General features: G+C 70.9%; 16 protein-coding genes and 1 pseudogene. 7 read left to right on the top strand and 10 right to left on the bottom strand.

The annotated features are described in order from the left end of the window. Nucleotides 1–84 precede the first annotated feature (84 nt). The 7 genes from rpmA to ACYUED_RS14565 all read right to left on the bottom strand — a co-directional run bounded on the left by rpmA (nt 85) and on the right by ACYUED_RS14565 (nt 8,117). Nucleotides 85–339 (bottom strand): 50S ribosomal protein L27, encoded by a 255-nt coding sequence (gene rpmA / locus ACYUED_RS14535; protein ID WP_019063244.1) that lies wholly within the window; start codon nt 337–339, stop codon nt 85–87. A 14-nt stretch (nt 340–353) separates the two neighbouring features. Next, on the bottom strand, nt 354–674 hold the full coding sequence (gene rplU / locus ACYUED_RS14540; protein WP_007381993.1) for a 50S ribosomal protein L21: 321 nt from the start codon (nt 672–674) through the stop codon (nt 354–356). Between the two features lie 250 nt (nt 675–924). After that, nucleotides 925–4,812 carry an Rne/Rng family ribonuclease gene (locus tag ACYUED_RS14545; RefSeq protein ID WP_491292703.1) on the bottom strand — a complete coding sequence of 1,296 codons (3,888 nt, stop codon included), beginning with the start codon at nt 4,810–4,812 and terminating at the stop codon, nt 925–927. Between the two features lie 262 nt (nt 4,813–5,074). Continuing rightward, nucleotides 5,075–5,884: a TIGR03936 family radical SAM-associated protein gene (locus ACYUED_RS14550; protein ID WP_491292704.1), complete on the bottom strand. Its 810-nt coding sequence runs from the start codon at nt 5,882–5,884 to the stop codon at nt 5,075–5,077. Nucleotides 5,885–5,932: 48 nt separating this feature from the next. Beyond that, nucleotides 5,933–7,180 (bottom strand): hypothetical protein, encoded by a 1,248-nt coding sequence (locus tag ACYUED_RS14555; protein WP_491294261.1) that lies wholly within the window; start codon nt 7,178–7,180, stop codon nt 5,933–5,935. Nucleotides 7,181–7,219: 39 nt separating this feature from the next. Further along, a complete protein-coding gene (locus tag ACYUED_RS14560; protein WP_491292705.1) occupies nt 7,220–7,519 on the bottom strand; it encodes a hypothetical protein in 300 nt (99 codons plus the stop codon). Nucleotides 7,520–7,598: 79 nt separating this feature from the next. After that, entirely contained in the window at nt 7,599–8,117 is a 519-nt protein-coding gene (locus tag ACYUED_RS14565) for a TetR/AcrR family transcriptional regulator (RefSeq protein WP_491292706.1), read from the bottom strand. Nucleotides 8,118–8,494: 377 nt separating this feature from the next. Here ACYUED_RS14565 and ACYUED_RS14570 point away from each other — a divergent pair, with 377 nt between their 5' ends. After that, nucleotides 8,495–9,580, top strand: a complete 1,086-nt coding sequence (locus ACYUED_RS14570; protein WP_491292707.1) for an ABC transporter permease — start codon at nt 8,495–8,497, stop codon at nt 9,578–9,580. Nucleotides 9,581–9,625: 45 nt separating this feature from the next. Here ACYUED_RS14570 and ACYUED_RS14575 read toward each other — a convergent pair whose 3' ends face one another. Together ACYUED_RS14575 and ACYUED_RS14580 are read right to left on the bottom strand one after the other, a co-directional pair. Further along, nucleotides 9,626–10,006 (bottom strand): arsenate reductase ArsC, encoded by a 381-nt coding sequence (locus ACYUED_RS14575; protein ID WP_491292708.1) that lies wholly within the window; start codon nt 10,004–10,006, stop codon nt 9,626–9,628. Nucleotides 10,007–10,083: 77 nt separating this feature from the next. Next, on the bottom strand, nt 10,084–10,464 hold the full coding sequence (locus ACYUED_RS14580; RefSeq protein WP_491292709.1) for an ArsR/SmtB family transcription factor: 381 nt from the start codon (nt 10,462–10,464) through the stop codon (nt 10,084–10,086). Nucleotides 10,465–10,572: 108 nt separating this feature from the next. On the opposite strand from ACYUED_RS14580, the pseudogene arsM reads away from it, so the two are divergent. The 6 genes and pseudogenes from arsM to ACYUED_RS14610 all read left to right on the top strand — a co-directional run. Beyond that, nucleotides 10,573–11,352, top strand: a pseudogene (arsM, locus tag ACYUED_RS14585) (arsenite methyltransferase); the annotation flags it as partial. Between the two features lie 416 nt (nt 11,353–11,768). Beyond that, on the top strand, nt 11,769–13,226 hold the full coding sequence (locus ACYUED_RS14590; protein WP_491292710.1) for an FG-GAP-like repeat-containing protein: 1,458 nt from the start codon (nt 11,769–11,771) through the stop codon (nt 13,224–13,226). Nucleotides 13,227–13,588: 362 nt separating this feature from the next. Then, nucleotides 13,589–14,926, top strand: coding sequence for a hypothetical protein (locus ACYUED_RS14595; protein WP_491292711.1), 1,338 nt, complete (start codon nt 13,589–13,591; stop codon nt 14,924–14,926). 260 nt (nt 14,927–15,186) lie between these two features. Then, on the top strand, nt 15,187–16,605 hold the full coding sequence (locus ACYUED_RS14600) for a DUF2252 domain-containing protein (protein WP_491292712.1): 1,419 nt from the start codon (nt 15,187–15,189) through the stop codon (nt 16,603–16,605). Nucleotides 16,606–17,036: 431 nt separating this feature from the next. Beyond that, on the top strand, nt 17,037–17,447 hold the full coding sequence (locus ACYUED_RS14605) for a DUF7144 family membrane protein (RefSeq protein WP_491292714.1): 411 nt from the start codon (nt 17,037–17,039) through the stop codon (nt 17,445–17,447). Nucleotides 17,448–17,583: 136 nt separating this feature from the next. Continuing rightward, entirely contained in the window at nt 17,584–17,823 is a 240-nt protein-coding gene (locus ACYUED_RS14610) for a hypothetical protein (RefSeq protein WP_491292715.1), read from the top strand. A 66-nt stretch (nt 17,824–17,889) separates the two neighbouring features. On the opposite strand, the gene ACYUED_RS14615 is transcribed toward ACYUED_RS14610, so the two are convergent. Then, nucleotides 17,890–18,735 (bottom strand): YhjD/YihY/BrkB family envelope integrity protein, encoded by an 846-nt coding sequence (locus ACYUED_RS14615; RefSeq protein ID WP_491292717.1) that lies wholly within the window; start codon nt 18,733–18,735, stop codon nt 17,890–17,892. Nucleotides 18,736–18,989: the final 254 nt, after the last annotated feature.

An 18,989-nucleotide genomic window follows, 5' to 3' on the forward strand; every position in this document is an offset into this window, starting at 1 on the left:
TAACACGCGAAAGGCGGACCCGCCTTCCCCCAGGGGAAGTGAGGTCCGCCTCGCGAAACGTTCGGTCTGTGTCTAAGCCTGAGCTCAGGCGACCGGAACGATGTTCACGACCTTGCGGCCACGGTGGGTACCGAACTCCACCGCGCCGGCGTTCAGCGCGAACAGCGTGTCGTCGCCGCCACGGCCGACGCCCGAACCGGGGTGGAAGTGGGTGCCGCGCTGGCGGACCAGGATCTCACCCGCGTTGACGACCTGACCGCCGAAGCGCTTCACGCCGAGCCGCTGGGCATTGGAGTCGCGACCGTTCCGGGTGGACGATGCGCCCTTCTTGTGTGCCATCTCTCCTCAGTCCCTTACTTCGCAGCCGCGGGGATCTCAGTGACCTTGATCGCCGTGTACTGCTGGCGGTGGCCCTGACGACGGCGGTAGCCGGTCTTGTTCTTGTAGCGAAGGATGTCGATCTTCACACCCTTGTGGTGGTCCACGACCTCGGCCTGGACCTTGATGCCGGCCAGCACCCACGGGTCGCTGGTCACAGCGTCGCCGTCGACAACGAGCAGGGTCGAGAGCTCGACCGTGTCGCCAACCTTGGCAGTGGAAATCTTGTCAACCTCAACGATGTCGCCGACAGCAACCTTGTGCTGGCGACCACCGCTGCGCACGATGGCGTACACGCGGATCTCACTCTCTCGCTCGGGAACGGCACCCCCGCAGTCCAGCCACCCGGCAGGCGGGCAGCCTCTCCGGAACAGCCGGTGACGAGCACCGAGCGCTCTGGAGGAAGAGGTTTACGGGGATGTGACGCGTCTGTACCTGCGGACACGCCGACGGCCAAGGTTACGGGGCCGTGGCCGAAGGGGTCAAACCGGGCCGGGGCCCAGCGGTGTGCGGCCGGTCACGTGGACCGGCCGCACAGCACACTGCTCAGCTCTCGTCGGCTGCGGCCGAGACCGCGGACTTCTTCGCCGTCGACTTGGCGGCGGCAGTCTTGACGGTCTTGGCCGCCTTCTTCGCCGTCGCCTTCTTGGCAACCGTCTTCTTGGCCGCGGTCTTCTTGGCGGCGGCCTTCTTCGCGGTGGCCTTCTTGGCCGTCTTGCGCGCGGCCGTCTTCTTGGCCGGGGCCGTCTCCTCGACGCTCTCCGCCGCGGACGACGCCTCGTCCGCCGCACCCGACGGGACGACCACGACGGCCGTCTCCTCGGACGCGGTGGGCGCGGTCGCCTTACGCACCGCACGGCGCCGCGGACGGGCCGGTGCGGCGCTCTCGGCGGGCGCCTCGGCCGGGGCCTCGGGCGCCGGCGGAACCTCGGCCACGGGCGCCGCGGTCTCGGCGACGGTCACCACGGCGGTCTCGGCCCCCGCGGGCGATCCGGCCGGCGCGGACACCTTGCGGGTGGCGCGACGACGGGTACGTCCCTTGGGCGCGGTCTCCTCCACGGGCTCGGCCGGGGTCTCGACGACCGCGTCCTCGACGGCGGCGGGCTCGGCGAGCGCCGCGACGGCCGGCTCCGGCTGCACCGGACGCTCGACCTCCTGCTCGGCGGTCACGTGCTGAGCGGTCGGCGCCTCGGACTGCACGTCCTCGGCCCGGACCTCCTCACGCCTGTTGTCGTCGCGCCTGGAGTCGTCGCGCCTCGGCGCACCCGCCGGAGCGGACGCCCGTCGGCTCGTCCGGCGCCGCGAACGGCCACGGCCGACCGCGGCCTCCGCCTCGGCGACGCTGCTGTACAGCTCCTCGTCCGGGGTGTAGGCGGGCGCGGGCAGCGCGACCGGCTCGGCGACCTCGGCGGCGACCTCTGCCTCGGTCTCCTCCTCGGCGACGTCCGGGGCCTCCACGGCCACCGCGGACTCGTGCTCGTGCACATGTCCGTCGCCGCCACGCCCGCGCTTCTTGCGCTTGCCGCCGCCACCGGCGGAGGTCGGCTGCTCCATGTGCACGATGACACCGCGGCCGTTGCAGTGGACGCAGGTCTCGGAGAAGGACTCCAGCAGGCCCTGGCCGACCCGCTTGCGGGTCATCTGCACGAGCCCCAGCGAGGTCACCTCGGCGACCTGGTGCTTCGTACGGTCCCGGCCCAGGCACTCCAGCAGGCGCCGCAGCACCAGGTCCCGGTTGGACTCCAGGACCATGTCGATGAAGTCGATGACGATGATGCCGCCGAGGTCGCGCAGCCGCAGCTGGCGGACGATCTCCTCGGCCGCCTCCAGGTTGTTCCTGGTGACGGTCTCCTCGAGGTTGCCGCCCTGACCGGTGAACTTGCCGGTGTTGACGTCGACGACGACCATCGCCTCGGTCCGGTCGATCACCAGCGAACCGCCGCTGGGCAGCCAGACCTTGCGGTCCAGGGCCTTGGCGAGCTGCTCGTCGATCCGGTACGTGGCGAAGACGTCGACCTCGGAGGTCCACTTCGACAGCCGGTCGGCCAGGTCGGGAGCGACGTGCGCGACGTATCCGTAGATGGTCTCCCACGCCTCGTCGCCGCTGACGACGACCTTGGAGAAGTCCTCGTTGAAGATGTCGCGGACGACGCGGACGGTCATGTCCGGCTCGCCGTACAGCAGCGACGGCGCGTTCGAGCTGCCGCCGTTCTTCGACTTCTTCTGGATGTCCTCCCACTGCCCCTGCAGTCGCTCGACGTCGCGGCGCAGCTCGTCCTCGCTCGCGCCCTCGGCGGCGGTGCGCACGATGACGCCCGCGTCCTCGGGGACGATCTTCTTGAGGATGGTCTTCAGCCGGGCCCGCTCGGTGTCGGGGAGCTTGCGGCTGATGCCGGTCATCGAGCCCTCGGGCACGTACACGAGGTAGCGGCCGGGGAGCGAGACCTGGCTGGTGAGCCGTGCGCCCTTGTGACCGATCGGGTCCTTGGTGACCTGGACGAGCACGGACTGGCCGGACTTGAGGGCCGACTCGATGCGCCGCGGGCCGTTGGCCATGCCCAGCGCCTCGAAGTTCACCTCACCCGCGTAGAGAACGGCGTTGCGGCCCTTGCCGATGTCGATGAAGGCGGCCTCCATCGACGGCAGCACGTTCTGGACCTTGCCCAGGTACACATTGCCGACGTACGAGGTCGACTGCTCCTTGTTGACGTAGTGCTCGACGAGCACACCGTCCTCCAGGACGCCGATCTGCGTGCGCTCACCACTCTGCCGGACGACCATCACACGCTCGACGGCCTCGCGGCGGGCCAGGAACTCGGCCTCGGTGATGATTGGAACCCGGCGGCGGCCCTGCTCGCGGCCTTCGCGGCGGCGCTGCTTCTTGGCCTCCAGACGGGTCGAGCCCTTGATGGACTGCACCTCGTCGGACGGCTCGGAGGGCTTGCGGGGCTCGCGGACCTTGACGACGGTGCGCTCGGGGTCGCCCTCGCCGGGCTCCGAGTCCGCGGAGGAGTCACCGGCCCGACGGCGACGGCGACGGCGCCTACGGCTGCTGGAGCTCGACCCACCACCGTCGGCGTCGTCCTCCTCGTCGTCCTCGGCCTGTTCGGCGCTGTCCTCGGCGTCCTGCGCGGCGGCCTCGTCGGACTCGTCCGACTCGTCCTCGCCCGCGGAGTCGGCCAGCTCGCCACGACGGCGGCGACGGCCGCCCCGGCGCCGGCGACGGCGGGACCCGGTCTCCTCGGACTCGTCGCCGTCGGCGGCGTCCTCGGCCGGCTCCTCGGCCTCATCCGACTCGTCCTCGGCGGCGGTCTCGACGGCCTGTGTCTCGGTCTCCTCGGCGAACGAGGCACCCCGGCGCCGGCGGCGGCGCCGCGATCCGGCCTGCTCCTCGGGGAGCTCCTCCGGCTCGACGGCCTCGACCTCGACCTCGGCCTCGGCGGCAGCCGCGGCGGCGGCCCGCTGCGGCGTCTGGAACTGCGGCTCGGTGAACACGGGCGCCTGGAACACGGCGACGGCGGGCCGCGACGGCCGGCGCGGCTCCTCGCTCTCGCCCTCGGCACGTGCGGCCTGCGCGGGCGCGGCGAAGCCGGTCGCGGCCTTACGCGTGGCCCGCCGACGCGGACGCCGCGGGGCGGCGTCCTCGTCGCTCTGCTCGGCGGCAGGGGCGGGAGCGGTCACCGGTTCCTCGACGGCGGGAGCCTGCGCCTCCTCGGCGGCGGCCTCGGTGGTCGCGGCCGCCTCCTCGACGGGCGCGGTCACGCGACGCGTGGCGCGACGACGGCCACGGCGCGGAGCCGCGTCCTCGCCGGCGGACTCGGCAGCGGGAGCCTCGGCCTCGGCGGGCGTCTCGGCCTCCGCGGCGGGCGTCGCCTCTTCGGTCACGGGGGCAGCCGCGGGTGCGGACGCACGACGGGTGGCACGCCGACGGCTACGGCGCGGAGCCGCATCCTCCTCGGCGGACTCGACAGCGGGAGCCTCGGTATCGGCCGGTGCCTCGGCGGCGGCCGCGCTCTCCGCGACCTCGGCCGGGGCGGCAACGGTCACCACGGTCTCGGCCACCTCGGCGGCCGCGGGCGCACCGGCAGGCGCGGCCGCACGACGGGTCGCACGACGACGCGTACGCCCAGCGGGCGCGGCCTCCTCGACAACCGCAGGCGCCTCGGCCGCCTCAGCGCCCTCGTCGATCTTCTCTGCTTCTTCGGCCGCTTCGAGATCGGCCGTGACCGTGGTCTCGGCGGCCTCGTCCTCGTCGGCCTTGAGGTCGCCGTCGGCCGGTATGGCCGGCGCGACGATCTCCTCCGGGGTCTCGGAGGCGGCCGCGGCGGGGGGACCCGCCGGGCGGGAAGCGGCACGGCGCCGACGACGCGGCGGCAGTGTGTCGCTGGGAGTGTTCGGTTCGGAACCCTCAGTGGGTTCGGTCGGTTCGAGCATGCGGGCATTTCTCCCGTCAGGCTCCCGGGCGCCGCACCTGGTCCGGCATTGATTGCCGGTGACGTCCGCGGCTCGCGCGATGCGCGGTGCCGCCGTCCGGGGCGCGGGCGCCGCACGGGAGCTCTCTGTGTCCTGTCTCGCCGGTTCCGTACACCGAATGTGTACGGCCTGGCGAAAGTCTTCTGGTCAGTTCGCTGCCCGACCCAGGTGGCTCCCGAGTACAAGGGCGGCGCTTCGACGTCCGTCCTTCGCGGGACCTTCCTTACGCCGGCGCCTTCGCGGTGGCAGCGGAATCGGCCATGGGTGCGGCCGTCGCTGCCTCGCGGTCGGGCGCGAGCGGGTCGGTCACCGTGCCGGTCTCTTCATCGAACAGCCCCTGCGCCAGCCTGGTCACCGCTGCGGGGACCGGCGGCGCCAGGTCGGCCACGGCGCGGAGACCGGACAGGACGTCGTCGGGTCGTACGGCAGGCGTCACGTGCCGAACAACCAGCCGCAGTATCGCACAGGGCTGGTCGGTCGGCCCAGCAAGGTGCACGGCGTCAGCTGCTCCATCGGAGCCGACGCTTGTGGATGAGGATCCACCATGCGTTTCCAGCTGTACGACTGCGGCGCGGGCGTCAAAGGTCCTTACGCCGTTCTTGGCGGTGCGCTGGACCTCGACCGCGTCGGCGGCGTTGAAGGCCGAAACGGCCCGCTCAGCCTCCACCGGATCCACGCCGTCCAGCCGCAACTCCCACACGGAAGCGGTGAGCCGGTCGGCGAGCCCCGAGGTCCGGGCCTCGACAGCGTCGACGATGTCCAGCCCGGGGGGCAGTGACTCGTCGAGCAGGAGCCTCAACTTCTCCGGATCCCGCGCCTCGGTGAGGGCGATCTCCAGATACTCCGCCTCACTGCCCGTGCCGGTGGGTGCGGCATTGGCGTACGACACCTTCGGATGCGGCGTGAACCCCGCCGAGTACGCCATCGGCACCTCGGCACGGCGCAGCGCACGCTCGAAGGCGCGCTGGAAGTCACGGTGGCTGGTGAACCGGAGGCGGCCGCGCTTGGTGTAGCGCAGTCGGATGCGCTGCACCGCGGGTGCGGGCGGCGGGCCTTCGGGCTGTCGCTTGCCCAGTGTCGTTCAGTCCTTCGTGAGAGCGGTCGTACTGCTACCAAGAGTACGTGCCTCAAGGCCGAGAGGTTCCCGCCCGTCCACAGCCTCGGCCCGTTCCCGCTCTCCGAACAGCATCCGGCGGAAGTCGGCCCGCGCCTGGCGCGCGGACTCCCGTGCCGAGGCCAGAGCCAGCCGGGTGGCCCGCCCCACACTGCGGCCTGCCTCGGCGACCGGCCGCAGTACGGCGTCCCGTATGACATGCCCGACGGGAGTGAGGACGGTCCGGTGGAACCAGCGCAGGGGCTCCACGAAGATCCACCGGAAGAGGGTGCCGAGGGCCCGCCCCACGGCGAGCGAGATCCGCCCGGCAACCCGCCAGGCATGCCCGAGCGCCTCTCCCACCTCGCGGCCGACGACGGCGAGGAAGCGCCCGGCAGGCACGAGCACCCAGCGCCACAGTGCGAGCGCGGGCAACACGAACAGCACCCGCAGGATCCAGTAGAGGGCGACCCCGAGCCCGGTGGCGAGCAGGCCCACGCCCCGCACGAACCCCTTCGCGCACCACGCGACCGCCCGACCGACCGGTGCAAGCACCCACGCGTACAGCCACTCCGCTGGGACGACGACGAGATACCGCACCAACCAGGCGAGAACGGCATACACACCGGCCCCGAGCAGGGCGAGCACCGCACCGATCCCCCTGAGGGCCCACATGACGGCATGGCCGACCGGTGCCAGCACGCGCGCGTACAGCCACTCGGCGGGCACGACCACGAGATACCTCACCAGCCAGGCGAGAGCGGTATACATCCCGGCCCCGAGCAGGGCGAGCACCGAGCCGATCCCTCGCGCCAGCCACACGAGGGCGCGGCCGAGGGGAGTCAGCACACGGCGGTAGAGCCATCCGAGCGGGACGACGACGAGGACGTTCCCGAGCCGGGCCAGCGCCCGGCCGAGGGGCACGACGGCGTACCGCCACAGCCCGATGAACGGCCACACGAACACGGCTCGCGCGACCCACCCCAGCGCCCGTCCGAGCGGCCGCAGCACGGTGTCCTTCAGGAACCGCCCGGCAACGACGAGTGCGTCCCACACCATCCGCACCGGCACGACCAGCACGAGCACGACGATCCGCACGGGAAGCCGGATCGCGACGACGAGACACCCCTCGGGCGTCTGCCCCTCGGGGGACCGCCGCGCGGCCTGCTGATGCGCGGACCGGTGGTGCGCGAGCTGCTGTTGCGCCGGCTCCGCGGGCGGCTTCTGCAGATCCATACCCACGTAGACGCCGGAACCTCCCCTCCGGATCCCGCGTCAGTCACAAAGAGCTTGGTCCGCCAGCAACAGGGCGTGCCAGTACCGGTAGTAGCGGACGCCCTCCGAGTGGCCGGTGAACTCGCAGTATTCGACGGCGGCCGCGACGGCGTCCGTCACCGGCAGGTAGGCGGCACGGGGCACGTGGGCGTCCGCGGCCTGCGACGTCAGCTCCCGGATGGCGTCGTGCGCCGCGGCGATCACGTCGCCGTCCAGGTCAGGGAGGTGCTTGCTCAGCGCCCGGTAGTAGTTCAGGTGCTCTTGGAGTGCCGCCGTGAGGAGACTGCCCGACTCTGCCATGGGTCCTCCGAAGGGGGAGTCGCACCAGTGGGAGACCGTGTGATGCCTGAGGTTTCAGGTTACGGCGCGTCCGCCGCCCTCACTGGCTCAGCAGCCGCCGCACCATCGGAAGCACGTCCTCAAGATCCGCGGCCGCCAACTCACCGAACGCGCCGGCGCTGCGTCCCATCACCACCCCGATGAACGCGGCCGCCGCCACCTCCGCCCGCAACTGCGGGTTGTCCAGTCCCTGAGCTGCGAAGGTCTCCTTCAGGGGAGCGACGATCCGCACGTGGAGTTCCTCGTGCGTGGCGGTCTCGACCGCCGGATCACGAGGGCGCTGGACCGCGGCCTGGAAGATGGGCCCGGGACCGCGGTGCCCGATGCGCTCCAGCAACATCCGCACCTGCTCGGTGTCGAACAGGTCCAACTCCAGGCTGTCGCCCGCCTCGGCGCGCAGAACGGCGATGAGGAGCTGAGCCTTGCCCCCGAAGTACCGGGCGATCAGGGCCTGGTCGAGTCCCGCGCGTTCACCGATGTCCCGCACGGTGGTGCGTTCGAACCCGCGCTCGGCCACCAACTCCCCCGCGGCCTGCACCAACAGCTCCTTGCTGCGCACAGAGTCCCTCCGGCGCACGGGTTTCTCCGCGCTCATCGACAAACGTCCCTCCGCCTCAGCCTCTTACGTGAGTCGTATCACGCCGACGGGCCCCGCCCAGGCACGGCCCAGTAGCGGCCGGGGAGCCCCGCGGGGCGGAACCGCCTGGCCGAGACCACTTGCGGCCGGTGCCCGGAGCGCACCGGGCCTACGCGCCCTCGTGACAGCCGCTCTTGGACGGAGGCATCCGCCTTCCCTTACAGTCGCGATGTCAGCACTTGCTGACTTACGGGTGGCAGGACGCCCGCCGCCTCCCCCGGGAGTCGCGATCACCAGGAGGTGCGCTCGTGCAGCAAGAGGTCTTCAACCCCGATACGGGCTCTGGTACGAACTCCGGCATGGGCCCTGGCACGAGGCCGAGCCCGAGTTGGAGTCGGTCCCGGCATCGCGCGGGTGCGCCGACCGACGCGGCGCCCGCCCGGCGCGGTCTGACCGGCCCGAAGGCGGTGCTGGCTCCGGTCGTCACCGTGCTCACCATCGGCCTCGTGTTCATCGCCGTCTTTCTCGCCGCCTTCCACACGCCGAAGGCCCACCGGCTCCCGGTCGCGGTGGCTGCCTCGGACCGGGCGGCAGCGCTCTTCGACGTACGGCTGCAGCGCGTGTCGCCCGACGCGTTCCAGGTCGAGCGCTACCGGAACGCGGACGCCGCCAGGTCGGCGGTCGAGCACCGCACCGCGTACGCGGCCTACGTGGACACCGCCGGCTCACCACGCCTTCTGTACGCGGGCGCCAACGGCCCGGCCGTCCAGGCGATGGTCACCCCGCTCGGCAACGCGGCGACGCCCGACGGCAGCAAGATCAAGGTGCAGGACATCCTCCCGCTGTCGAAGGGGGACAGCCGTGGCCTGTCCGTCTTCTACGCCTCCTTCGGCCTCGTTCTGGCCGGATTCCTGTTCGGTCAGATGACGTACCAGATGGCGCCGAGACTCTCCTTCGCACAGCGCATGCTCAGCCTCGCGATCTTCGCGGTCGCGGGAGGCACGGCCACGGCCGTCATAGCGGGCGCGATATTCGACGCCATCCCGGGAACCTTCATCGCCCTCGCCGGCATCCTGACGCTCGCAGCAGGGGCGGTGGCCGCAGGAACCGCCCTGCTCATACGGATCTTCGGTTCGCTCGGCATCCCACTGGGCTCGATCTTCATGCTGGTCATGGGCAACGCGTCGAGCGGCGGGGTCCTGCCCCCGTCGTTCCTGCCGGGCTGGCTGCAGCCACTGGCCTCGGTGATGCCGGCCGGCGTCGGCGTGCGGGCCATCGACGGGCTCGCCTACTTCCACCACGACGGAGTGGGGAACGGCGTGATCATCCTCTCCGTCTGGGTGCTGTTCTGCACAGGAGCGATCTTCGGCCTCGACCGCATCGCCGCATCAACGGGCATCCTCCACGTCGCCCATCGCGGGAGTCCGTCGGCGGCGAGCGCGTGAACACCGACTCCTCGCCGTACTCGCAGTAACTGCAGAGCCACGGTCCTACAGGAGTTCGCTCACCAGCCCCCGAATCCGCTGCTCGATCCCGTCCCGGATCGGGCGGACCGCGCCAACGCCCTGCCCAGCGGGGTCGCCGAGCTGCCAGTCGACGTACCGCTTGCCCGGGAAGACGGGGCAGGTGTCGCCGCATCCCATGGTGATCACGACGTCCGACGCCTGCACGGCGTCCACGGTGAGCGCCTTCGGCGTCTCGTCGGAAATATCGATGCCCACTTCCCTCATCGCCTCCACCACGGCCGGGTTGACGGTGTCGGCAGGGGCAGAGCCCGCCGATCGCACCTCGATCCGGTCCCCCGCGAGGCGAGCGAGAAGGGCCGCGGCCATCTGGGAGCGGCCCGCGTTGTGGACGCAGACGAACAGCACGGACGGGCGATCACCGAGAGCAGCGATGACGTGTCTTCCTGGGACGGCGGGAGGGCGGGAGGGCGGACGTGAGGCACTCACACCGTCGCCGCAGCAGGCTCGGCAGTGGTCAAGAACGCGGCCAACCGCTCCAGCACCCGTGGCAGCACCCGGTAATAGACCCAGGTCCCACGCCGCTCGCAGTCGATGAGTCCCGCCTGCCGGAGCAGCTTGAGGTGGTGCGAGATCGTCGGCTGCGACAGGTCGAAGGCGGGCGTCAGCTCACACACGCACACTTCGCCGCCCTCCCCGCGCGAGGCGATCATCGACATCAGCCGCAGCCGCACCGGATCACCCAGGGCCTTGAAGATCTTCGCCAGGTCCGCGGCCTGGCCCGCGTCCAGCGGAGCGGACGCAAGACCCTGGCAGCAGCCGGCATCGGTGTCCTGGCCGAGGATCTTCAGCTCTTGTTTCGACATTCCTCTATGTTGACGTTTTTCAATCCAAGGCGCAAGGTTGCATCAATGAACGTCAATATAAGCCCTTCCGGGGCACGATCCCGCGCCCCATGTCACCGGGAGTGAGTCATGCCTGATCAGTCCACCGAGCAGTCCACCGATCAGTCCACCGAGCTGCGCGAAACCGTCCGCCGACGCTACGCCGCCGCAGCCGTGAAGGTCGCCGAAGGCGCCACCGCCTGTTGCGGGCCCGAGCCCGTCGAGATCGACGAGAACTTCGGCTCCGCCCTCTACGCCGCCGGCGAACGCGACGCCCTGCCCACCGAGGCCCTCGCCGCCTCCCTCGGCTGCGGCAACCCCACCGCGGTGGCCGAACTCCAGGAAGGCGAACGCGTCCTCGACCTCGGTTCCGGCGGCGGCATCGACGTCCTGCTCTCCGCCCGCCGCGTCGGCCCCGCCGGCAAGGCCTACGGCCTCGACATGACCGACGAGATGCTCGAACTCGCCCTCACCAACGCCGCCAAGGCCAAGGCGCCCAACGTCGAGTTCCTCAAGGGCACCATCGAGTCCATCCCCCTGCCCGCGAACACCATCGACGTCGTGATCTCCAACTGCGTGATCAACCTGTCCACCGACAAGCCCGCCGTCTTCGCAGAGACCTTCCGCGTCCTCACGCCCGGCGGCCGCATCGGCGTCTTCGACATCGTCGCCGACGACGCCCTGACCCCCGGGCAGCGCGCCGATCGCGGCGACCATGTCGGCTGCATCGCGGGCGCCCTGTCCTTCACGGAGTACCGCGAGGGCCTCGACGCGGCGGGCTTCACCGACATCGAGATCACGCCCACGCGACCCGTCGCCGACGGCATGCACTCGGCCATCGTGCGCGCGCTCAAACCCGTATCCGCTGCCGCCCGGACGTCCACGAACGCCGCAGCCGCCGAGACCGGCGCCGAGTCCACCGCCGAATGCTGCGGCGTCACCTCATGCTGCACACCGGCCGAGCACTCCGCCGACCCGACCCTCACCGTGACCGAGGCCAAGTCGACATCCGGCTGCCCATGCCAAAGCTGAACACGAACGACCGAGACCCTCTGGGCGCGTGGCTGCCAACGGCGGGGTCCGGTTCGGTCGGGTCTCGGCGCTGCCACCGTGGCTGCGGTCGGTCCTGCGAGTCCACGGGGACGGATCACTGCCCGCCGCGACGGCAAGGGTGTGCCGGAGGGGGAGAACCGAAGGCTCGAAGCTCGGAGCAGTGGTCCCGTACAACCCTTCAGGCTCACCGGAGGTCGTCTCTGAGCCCATACGTATGTCCTGGAGAGGAATCCATGTCCCGGCGCCACCACAAACGCTCCAGGCGTCCCGTCGTCCTGGGCGCCACCGCCGTCGCGGCAGCCCTGGCCGGCGGCCTGCTCATCACCCTGGCCGGCGGGGCGAGTGCCGCCGCATCCGGCCTCGCCGACGACTTCAACGGTGACGGCTACCGCGACCTGGCGACCGGCGCCCCGGGTGCCGTGGCGAACGGGAAGGCGAAGGCGGGCGCCGTGGTCGTCAACTACGGTTCGGCGAGCGGTATCAGCGCAGCCCGCCACAAGACCACATCGCAGAGTTCCTCCGGTGTGCCGGGCGACTCGGAGACCTCCGACCGCTTCGGCACCGAACTCGCGCACGGAGACCTCAACAGAGACGGCTACGGCGATCTCGTCGTGGGCACACCGCTGGAGGACGTCGGCAGCGATGCCGACGGTGGTTCGGTCACGATCCTGTGGGGCGGCTCGTCCGGCCTGTCGGGCGGCACGACGATCAGCGACCCGAACGCGTCGGGCCACGACCGGTTCGGCCAGTCCCTCGCGGTCGGCGACTTCACCGGTGACGGGAAGGCCGATCTGGCGGTCGGTTCCACCGGCAAGGACGTGTGGATCTTCAAGGGCGGCTTCACCAAGTCGGGCGGCGCGGCCGGGAAACTGCGCTTCGACGCGCAGATCGAGTCCGGTTCGTACCCCAAGGGTGCCGTCCAGCTGGCCGGCGGGGACTTCGACAACGACGGCGCGGACGACGTGGTGGTGGGCTCCTCCGCGGGCAACTTCGTCTACCGGGGCTCCTCGACCGGGCCCACACTGCAGACCGAGGCGGGCCCGGGGTACGCGGGCGCGCTCACCGTGGCCGACTTCGACCGCGACGGACACGACGATCTGGTCGTCGGCACGGACTTCGTCGACGTCATGGACCAGACGGCGAAGGGCGGCTACGTCACCGTGTTCTACGGCGGTACGGCGGGCGTCGACACCACGCGCAGCGCCGTCTTCAGCCAGGACCCCCCGGGTGTGCCGGGGGCCGACGAGTACCACGACTCGTTCGGTGGCGCGCTGGCCGCGGGCGACGTCGACGGCGACCGCTACCCGGACCTCGCCGTCGGCGCGAACTTCGAGACCATCGGCTCCGCGGCCCAGGCGGGCAACGTCTGGGTGCTGCGCGGCGGCACCTCCGGCCTGACGGGGACCGGCGCCCAGTCCTTCACCCAGGACACCCCGGGTGTCCCGGGCGCCAACGAGTCGTCGGACCTGTTCGGCGACGCCGTCCACCTCGCCGACCACAACAAGGACGGCCGCGCCGATCTGTCGGTGGGCGCGGCAGGCGAGAACAGCGACGACGGCGCCGTGTGGGTCCTGCGGGGCTCCGCCGCCGGCGTCACGACCACCGGCGCGGTGAACTTCGGTCCGTCGTCCGTGGGCATCGGGAACTCGGGGGACGACCCCACGTTCGGGGAGGCCATGTCGGGCTCGTGACCCCGTGGACGGACTCGTCACCCGCCCCTGCACGTGGCCGTCGCCGAACTGCTCGTACGCCCCACCGAGCAGTTCGGCGAGACCGGACATCAAAGCACCCCATGTCCATGACCTGAGGGTCTCAGCTGAAGCGGGCGACGAAAAACGGCCCGGACGAGTGCTTCGCTCACGTCAGTTCGTGCGCGTACCCGCTCGACGTCGGTACGGCTTTCCTGACCGCCCGAGGAGTCCTGGCGACGCTCCCTCGAAGACGGTGAGGCCGAGTTCGCCGTCGCCGGTGACGTCGGCCGTCGAAGTAGGCCGTTCACCCGTCTGATTCGCCCAGGTCGCGCGGTTTACGCCGGGCGGTTCTGCTGGTGCGCATGAGCGACAGGGGTGACGAAGAGCTCTCGGCCCGAGAGCGCGGCGAACTGGCCGAGCTGCGGCAGCGTGTCAATGCCCTGGAGGGCGCCGAGCCACCCACAGCGGCCCGGCACCACCCGCTTCGCTCTCTCGGCTCGGCCCTGCTGATCCTTTTCGCCGCCCTGCTGGCGCTGCTGTCCGTCGTGGCGGTGTGGGCGAACAGCATCGTGCAGGACACGGACCGCTACGTCTCCACCGTCGGACCGCTGGCGAGCGATCCCGATGTGCAGCAGGCGGTCACCAACCGGATCACCAACGCCGTGCTGGCGCAGGTCGACGTGGACGCGCTGGTCAAGCAACTGACGGACGCGGCCTCGGCCAAGGGGGTTCCGCCGAAGGCTGCCAAGCTGCTGGGCAACCTGGACGGTCCGATCGAGAGCGGGCTCAAGAAGCTGGTCAGCAGCACGGTGGAGCGGGTGGTCACCAGCAGTGCCTTCGAGACCGTCTGGGTGAACGCGAACCGCAGGGCGCACACGGCGCTGGACAAGGCCCTGACCGGCCAGGCCGATGGCGCTGTCCAGCTGAAGAACAACCAGGTCGTCGTCGACCTGGGGCCGATCGTCGCCAACGTCAAGGACCAGCTGGTCGCCGCGGGCTTCGCGCCCGCCGCCAAGATCCCGGCCGTCCACACGAACTTCGTGGTGTTCGCGTCGAAGGACATCGGCAAGGTCCGGTCCTATGTGAGAGTGCTGCAGATCCTCGGCGGCTGGCTGCCCGTCATCGCTCTGCTGTTCGCGGCCGCCGGCGTGTACGTGGCGTTCAACCGCCGGCACGCGCTGATCGGGGCCGCCCTGGCGGTGTTCGTCGCCATGCTGGTTCTCGGCATCGGCCTCACCGTCGCCCGCGACGTCTACCTCAATCACCTGCCGCCCGGCGCGTCCCAGGCCGCCGCGGGATCCGTGTACGACGCCCTGGTCAAGTTCCTGCGGGCCGGCGTACGTGCCCTCGCCGCGGTCGCCCTCTTCACCGCCGTCGGCGCCTTCCTCGCCGGCCCGTCCCGGATCGCCGTCGTCACGCGCACCGGCTGCACGAGGAGCATCGGCGCTCTGCGCGAGGTGACGACGTCGGCGGGCCTTCGTCTCGGTGCGGTCGGGCGGTTCGTCCACCGCTTCAAGCGCTGGATCGGGGTGGTCATCCTGGTGGTCGCGGCGATCGTCCTGTTCACCTGGACCTACCCGACCACGGCGGTCGTGGTGTGGACCGCGGTGATCACCCTGGCGGCCCTCGCGATCCGCGAGTTCCTGGACCACGACGACTCCACCCCGCCCGCCGACGCAGGTGTCGCCGCCGCTCACTGACTCGGCTCGCTGGGTGCCTCCACCGGGGATAAGTTGGGTGAGGAAGCCTGTGAGCCGGCCGTCTCGTGGCCGCGAGACGTCGACCACGGCGAGGGCGGAGCACGCTCCGACATCAGTGCCCGGTTGCGCTGGTCGCGGCGGCGACCGCGCCAAGGCCCACGGCCCACGGCCCACAGGCGACTTCGGAGCGGTCGACCCACCGCTCGCAGCCCCGTCGCCACCGGCGTGTGCGGAGGCAACCATCCCCTGGAGCCGCTGTCATGACCGAGACCCACCTGGACGGCCGCGAGTTGCGGCACCACACCCCGCAGGAGCGAGTCGCGCTCGGCAAGGCGGCGCGGGCCGAGGTGCCCCGCTCCAGCCACGCCGTGTTCGCGCCGGGACCCAAGCGGCCGGATCCGCTGGAGATCATCGAGAAGCAGTCGGCGACGCGGCTGCCCGAACTCGTACCGGTCCGCTACGGGAGGATGTCCGAGTCACCGTTCCGGTTCTACCGGGGGGCCGCGGCCATCATGGCGTCGGACCTCGCGGAGACGCCGAGGACGGGTTTCAGGACCCAACTGTGCGGTGACGCCCACATGTTGAACTTCCGGCTGCTGGCCTCGCCCGAGCGCCGCCTCATGTTCGACATCAACGACTTCGATGAGACACTGCCGGGCCCCTGGGAGTGGGACGTCAAGCGCCTGGCCGCCAGCCTCGTCATCGCCGGCCGGTTGAACGGCTTCAGCACCAAGGAGCGCGCCGGGATCGTACGGGCCACCGTACGGTCCTACCGCGAGAGCATGCGCGGGTTCGCCGCAATCGGCAACCTGGCCGTCTGGTATGCCCAGTTCGACGAGAACTGGGTGCGGGACCGGTTCGGGGCGGACCTGTCCGCGCGGGGCCGTGACCGCTGGGCACGTGCCGCGGCCAAGGCGCGTTCGCACGACACCCTTCAGGTCTTCGAGAAGCTCACCCATGTCGTCGACGGCAAGCGCCGTATCGTTCCCGACCCGCCGCTCATCACCCGCCTCGAGGACCTGATGCCGGACGATCAGCGCGGCCAACTGGAGCAGCAGATCAGGCGGTTGGTCGAGCGCTACGGCGAGACCCTGCAGTCGGACCGGCGGTTCCTGCTGGAGCAGTACCAGCTGGCCGACATTGCGCGCAAGGTCGTCGGGGTCGGCAGCGTGGGCACCCGCTGCTGGATCGTGCTCCTGCTGGGCCGGGACGGCGAGGACCCGCTGTTCCTCCAGGCCAAGGAGGCCGATCAGTCGGTGCTGGCACCTCACGTCGGAGGCAGCGACTATCCCACGCAGGGCGAGCGGGTCGTCTCCGGGCAGCGGCTCATGCAGGCCACCAGCGACATCCTCCTGGGCTGGGAGCGGGTCGAGGGCATCGACGGCCGACGGCGCGACTTCTACGTACGGCAGTTGCGGGACTGGAAGGGGGTCGCCGTGGCCGAGGACATGGTGCCCCGGGGCATGCGGACGTTCGGCGCTCTGTGCGGCGCGACGCTGGCCCGCGCCCACGCCAGGTCCGGCGACCGCATCGCCATCGCCGCGTACCTGGGCGGCGGGGACTCCTTCGACCGGGCGCTGGTGACGTTCGCCGAGCACTACGCCGACCAGAACGAGCGGGACCACCAGGCACTCGTCGACGCCGTCAGCGCCGGGAAGCTGCCGGCCCAGGCCGCCTGAGGAGGCACGGGCATCGGACGCCTTCGCGCCGACCGCCGCGAGAGTGCCGAATACGGGGGTGTCTGCCTCTCCGGGAGCGCCGACACCGTCTGCCCCGAGCGTCCCTCGGGCAACGTCCGAGTCCTTCGCGGGATGCGGTTCGGCTCGGTTGCCTTTCCACGATGACCACGGATTGCCCGTCCTGCCTCCTCACCCGGCGCGGGTGACTGGTCACCGGGAGGCGGCGTGCCGGCGCCCCGGCGGCGATGAGACCGCTGATGCCACCAGGACGCGGGACCCGTGGACCGGTCACGGTCGCCTTGCCCGCGCCGGTGCCGTCGAACCCCTCACGAACCTCACCCGCCACGGGTGATCACCCCTGCTGAATCACCGCGCATGCTCGAAGAAGCAGCGCCGACGCTGCGTCTCACCGACGAAGTGAGGAAAACACCATGGCCACGACCACAACCCACCACCGTTCGGAAACCGCTCAGGCGGCCGCGGGTGGACTGACGATGTTCGCCGCCGTCCTGCTGTTCATCGCCGGTGTCCTGGATCTCTTCCGTGGCATCATGGCCATCGCCAACGACAACATCTACGTCTCCACCCCCAACTACATCTTCAAGTTCGACCTCACGAGCTGGGGCTGGATCCAGCTGGTCCTCGGAGTGATCGCCATGGGCGTGAGCGCCGGTCTCTTCACGCGCGCCACGTGGGCCAGGGTCGTCGGCGTCGGCATCGCGGGACTGCTGATCATCGCCAATTTCCTGTCGATGCCGTACTACCCCGTCTGGTCGCTCATCCTGATCGCCCTGTACGGCTTCGTCATCTGGGCCCTGTGCGTCGTGGAGCGGGAGCGCTGAGGGACGTCACCGTCGTCGCGGTGGTCCGGCATGGCGGCGAACCGACGCTGACGTCGAGCAGGACGGCAAGCCCTCCTCGGGCGTCCGTGAGTTCTACGCCGCCCCGCCACTGGCGGGGCGGCGAAGGTGTGACCTCGTGACCTCGTCATCCCGATCGCCCGAGGCCGGCGGAGGGACCGCGGCGCCGGACAGCAGCGTCGTCCTGGTCGTGCTCCTGCTGGGCGACGTGGACGCGGTGGCGCGGGCCGTACTGGCCGCGGTCGTGTCCTCACTAGTCGTCCAGCGGCTGCCGCAGGGGCCGGGCACCCGGCGTTCGGCGAACGGTCGGCCGATCTGGCGGCTCACTGACGCCCTCTCCGGCCAGGTGACCTCGTGAATTCCAGATCCCGACCCGGGCCGTCGACCGCGGAGCATGCCCTGCCTGCACCACTCGGAAGGCGGATCATTCCGGTGGTGAAACGTCAGGTGGTGAAACGTCAGGTGGAGCACCGCCTGCCGGCGTGTCGCCGGACGGTGGGCCCGGCGATGCGGATCTGTCCAAATGGCGGGCGGCCCACGGTTCGCGGGCGACGACCGCACCGGCGGTGATGCCCAGGGCCGCGACCACGCAGAGCGTGATGAGCCAGGACAACAGAGTGAAGACCGCACCCAGCGAGCCGTACTTGTCGAGGCTGTGGTTGAGCGCCTGGGGCAGGTACAGGGGTGCGGTGAGGATGAGGACGCTCAGGGCCGTGCCGGTCAGCAGCGCGCCGGGCAGCAGCGGCAGCCACGGCACGCGCGCGGTCAGCAGCAGATGCTGCGTCCACCACCAGATGGCGACCTCCACGACCAGCAGCAGCGGCACGCCCAGCCACAGGCCGAGCCCGAAGCCGGTGCGCAGGCTCCCCTGCATTCCGAACACGACCAGCCACGCCGCGAGCCAGGCGATCCAGCGCCAGGCGGCCACCCGCGCGCTCGCCCCGGGCAGGCTCCAGGCGCGCTGGCACAGCCGTTGCATGGCACGGCTGCACGCGGTGGCCGAGATGAGCACCATCAGCCCACCGACCACACCGGTGGTCTGCCGAAGCTCGTCGGACGGGTCACCGGTGCCCTGCACAACCTTCTGCAACTCGGTGTTCGCGCTTCCGGTCAGCCCGAAGGCCTGGTGCACGGACCTGACCAGCTGATCACGCAACGCCGCCGGGGCGATGGAGGCCACCACGAACAGCAGCGGGACGGCCGTGAGGAACGTCTGAGCAGCCAGCCGGGTCGCCGAGTCGAGCACATTCACTGAGATCAGGTGCGACATCAGACGCGTGATCACCGGGAACCGGGTCTCGGCCCGGGCCCGCAACCCCGTCAGCCGGGACCCGATCGACGCACCGGGCTCCCGCCGCGATGCCCGGCGCGACCGGTGATCCGGGCCTTTCCCTCCGGCCCCTGTCCCTGACTGCATACCGCCAGGGTGTCGCCGCTGAGACCGCCTGACTCCGGCGCGAGCACGACGCAGGGCCGGATGGATCAACAAACCGGCACGAAAGGCGGGAACAGGACGGCGGGTTC

It is taken from the genome of Streptomyces sp. DF42 (assembly GCF_058267695.1).

What these genes read in the sequence shown, in the direction of transcription:
- rpmA (WP_019063244.1), bottom strand. Translation starts at nt 339, where the DNA reads ATGGCACACAAGAAGGGCGCATCGTCCACCCGGAACGGTCGCGACTCC.
- ACYUED_RS14545 (WP_491292703.1), bottom strand. Translation starts at nt 4,812, where the DNA reads ATGCTCGAACCGACCGAACCCACTGAGGGTTCCGAACCGAACACTCCC.
- ACYUED_RS14555 (WP_491294261.1), bottom strand. Translation starts at nt 7,180, where the DNA reads ATGGATCTGCAGAAGCCGCCCGCGGAGCCGGCGCAACAGCAGCTCGCG.
- ACYUED_RS14560 (WP_491292705.1), bottom strand. Translation starts at nt 7,519, where the DNA reads ATGGCAGAGTCGGGCAGTCTCCTCACGGCGGCACTCCAAGAGCACCTG.
- ACYUED_RS14570 (WP_491292707.1), top strand. Translation starts at nt 8,495, where the DNA reads ATGGGCCCTGGCACGAGGCCGAGCCCGAGTTGGAGTCGGTCCCGGCAT.
- ACYUED_RS14580 (WP_491292709.1), bottom strand. Translation starts at nt 10,464, where the DNA reads ATGTCGAAACAAGAGCTGAAGATCCTCGGCCAGGACACCGATGCCGGC.
- ACYUED_RS14590 (WP_491292710.1), top strand. Translation starts at nt 11,769, where the DNA reads ATGTCCCGGCGCCACCACAAACGCTCCAGGCGTCCCGTCGTCCTGGGC.
- ACYUED_RS14595 (WP_491292711.1), top strand. Translation starts at nt 13,589, where the DNA reads ATGAGCGACAGGGGTGACGAAGAGCTCTCGGCCCGAGAGCGCGGCGAA.
- ACYUED_RS14600 (WP_491292712.1), top strand. Translation starts at nt 15,187, where the DNA reads ATGACCGAGACCCACCTGGACGGCCGCGAGTTGCGGCACCACACCCCG.
- ACYUED_RS14605 (WP_491292714.1), top strand. Translation starts at nt 17,037, where the DNA reads ATGGCCACGACCACAACCCACCACCGTTCGGAAACCGCTCAGGCGGCC.
- ACYUED_RS14615 (WP_491292717.1), bottom strand. Translation starts at nt 18,735, where the DNA reads ATGTCGCACCTGATCTCAGTGAATGTGCTCGACTCGGCGACCCGGCTG.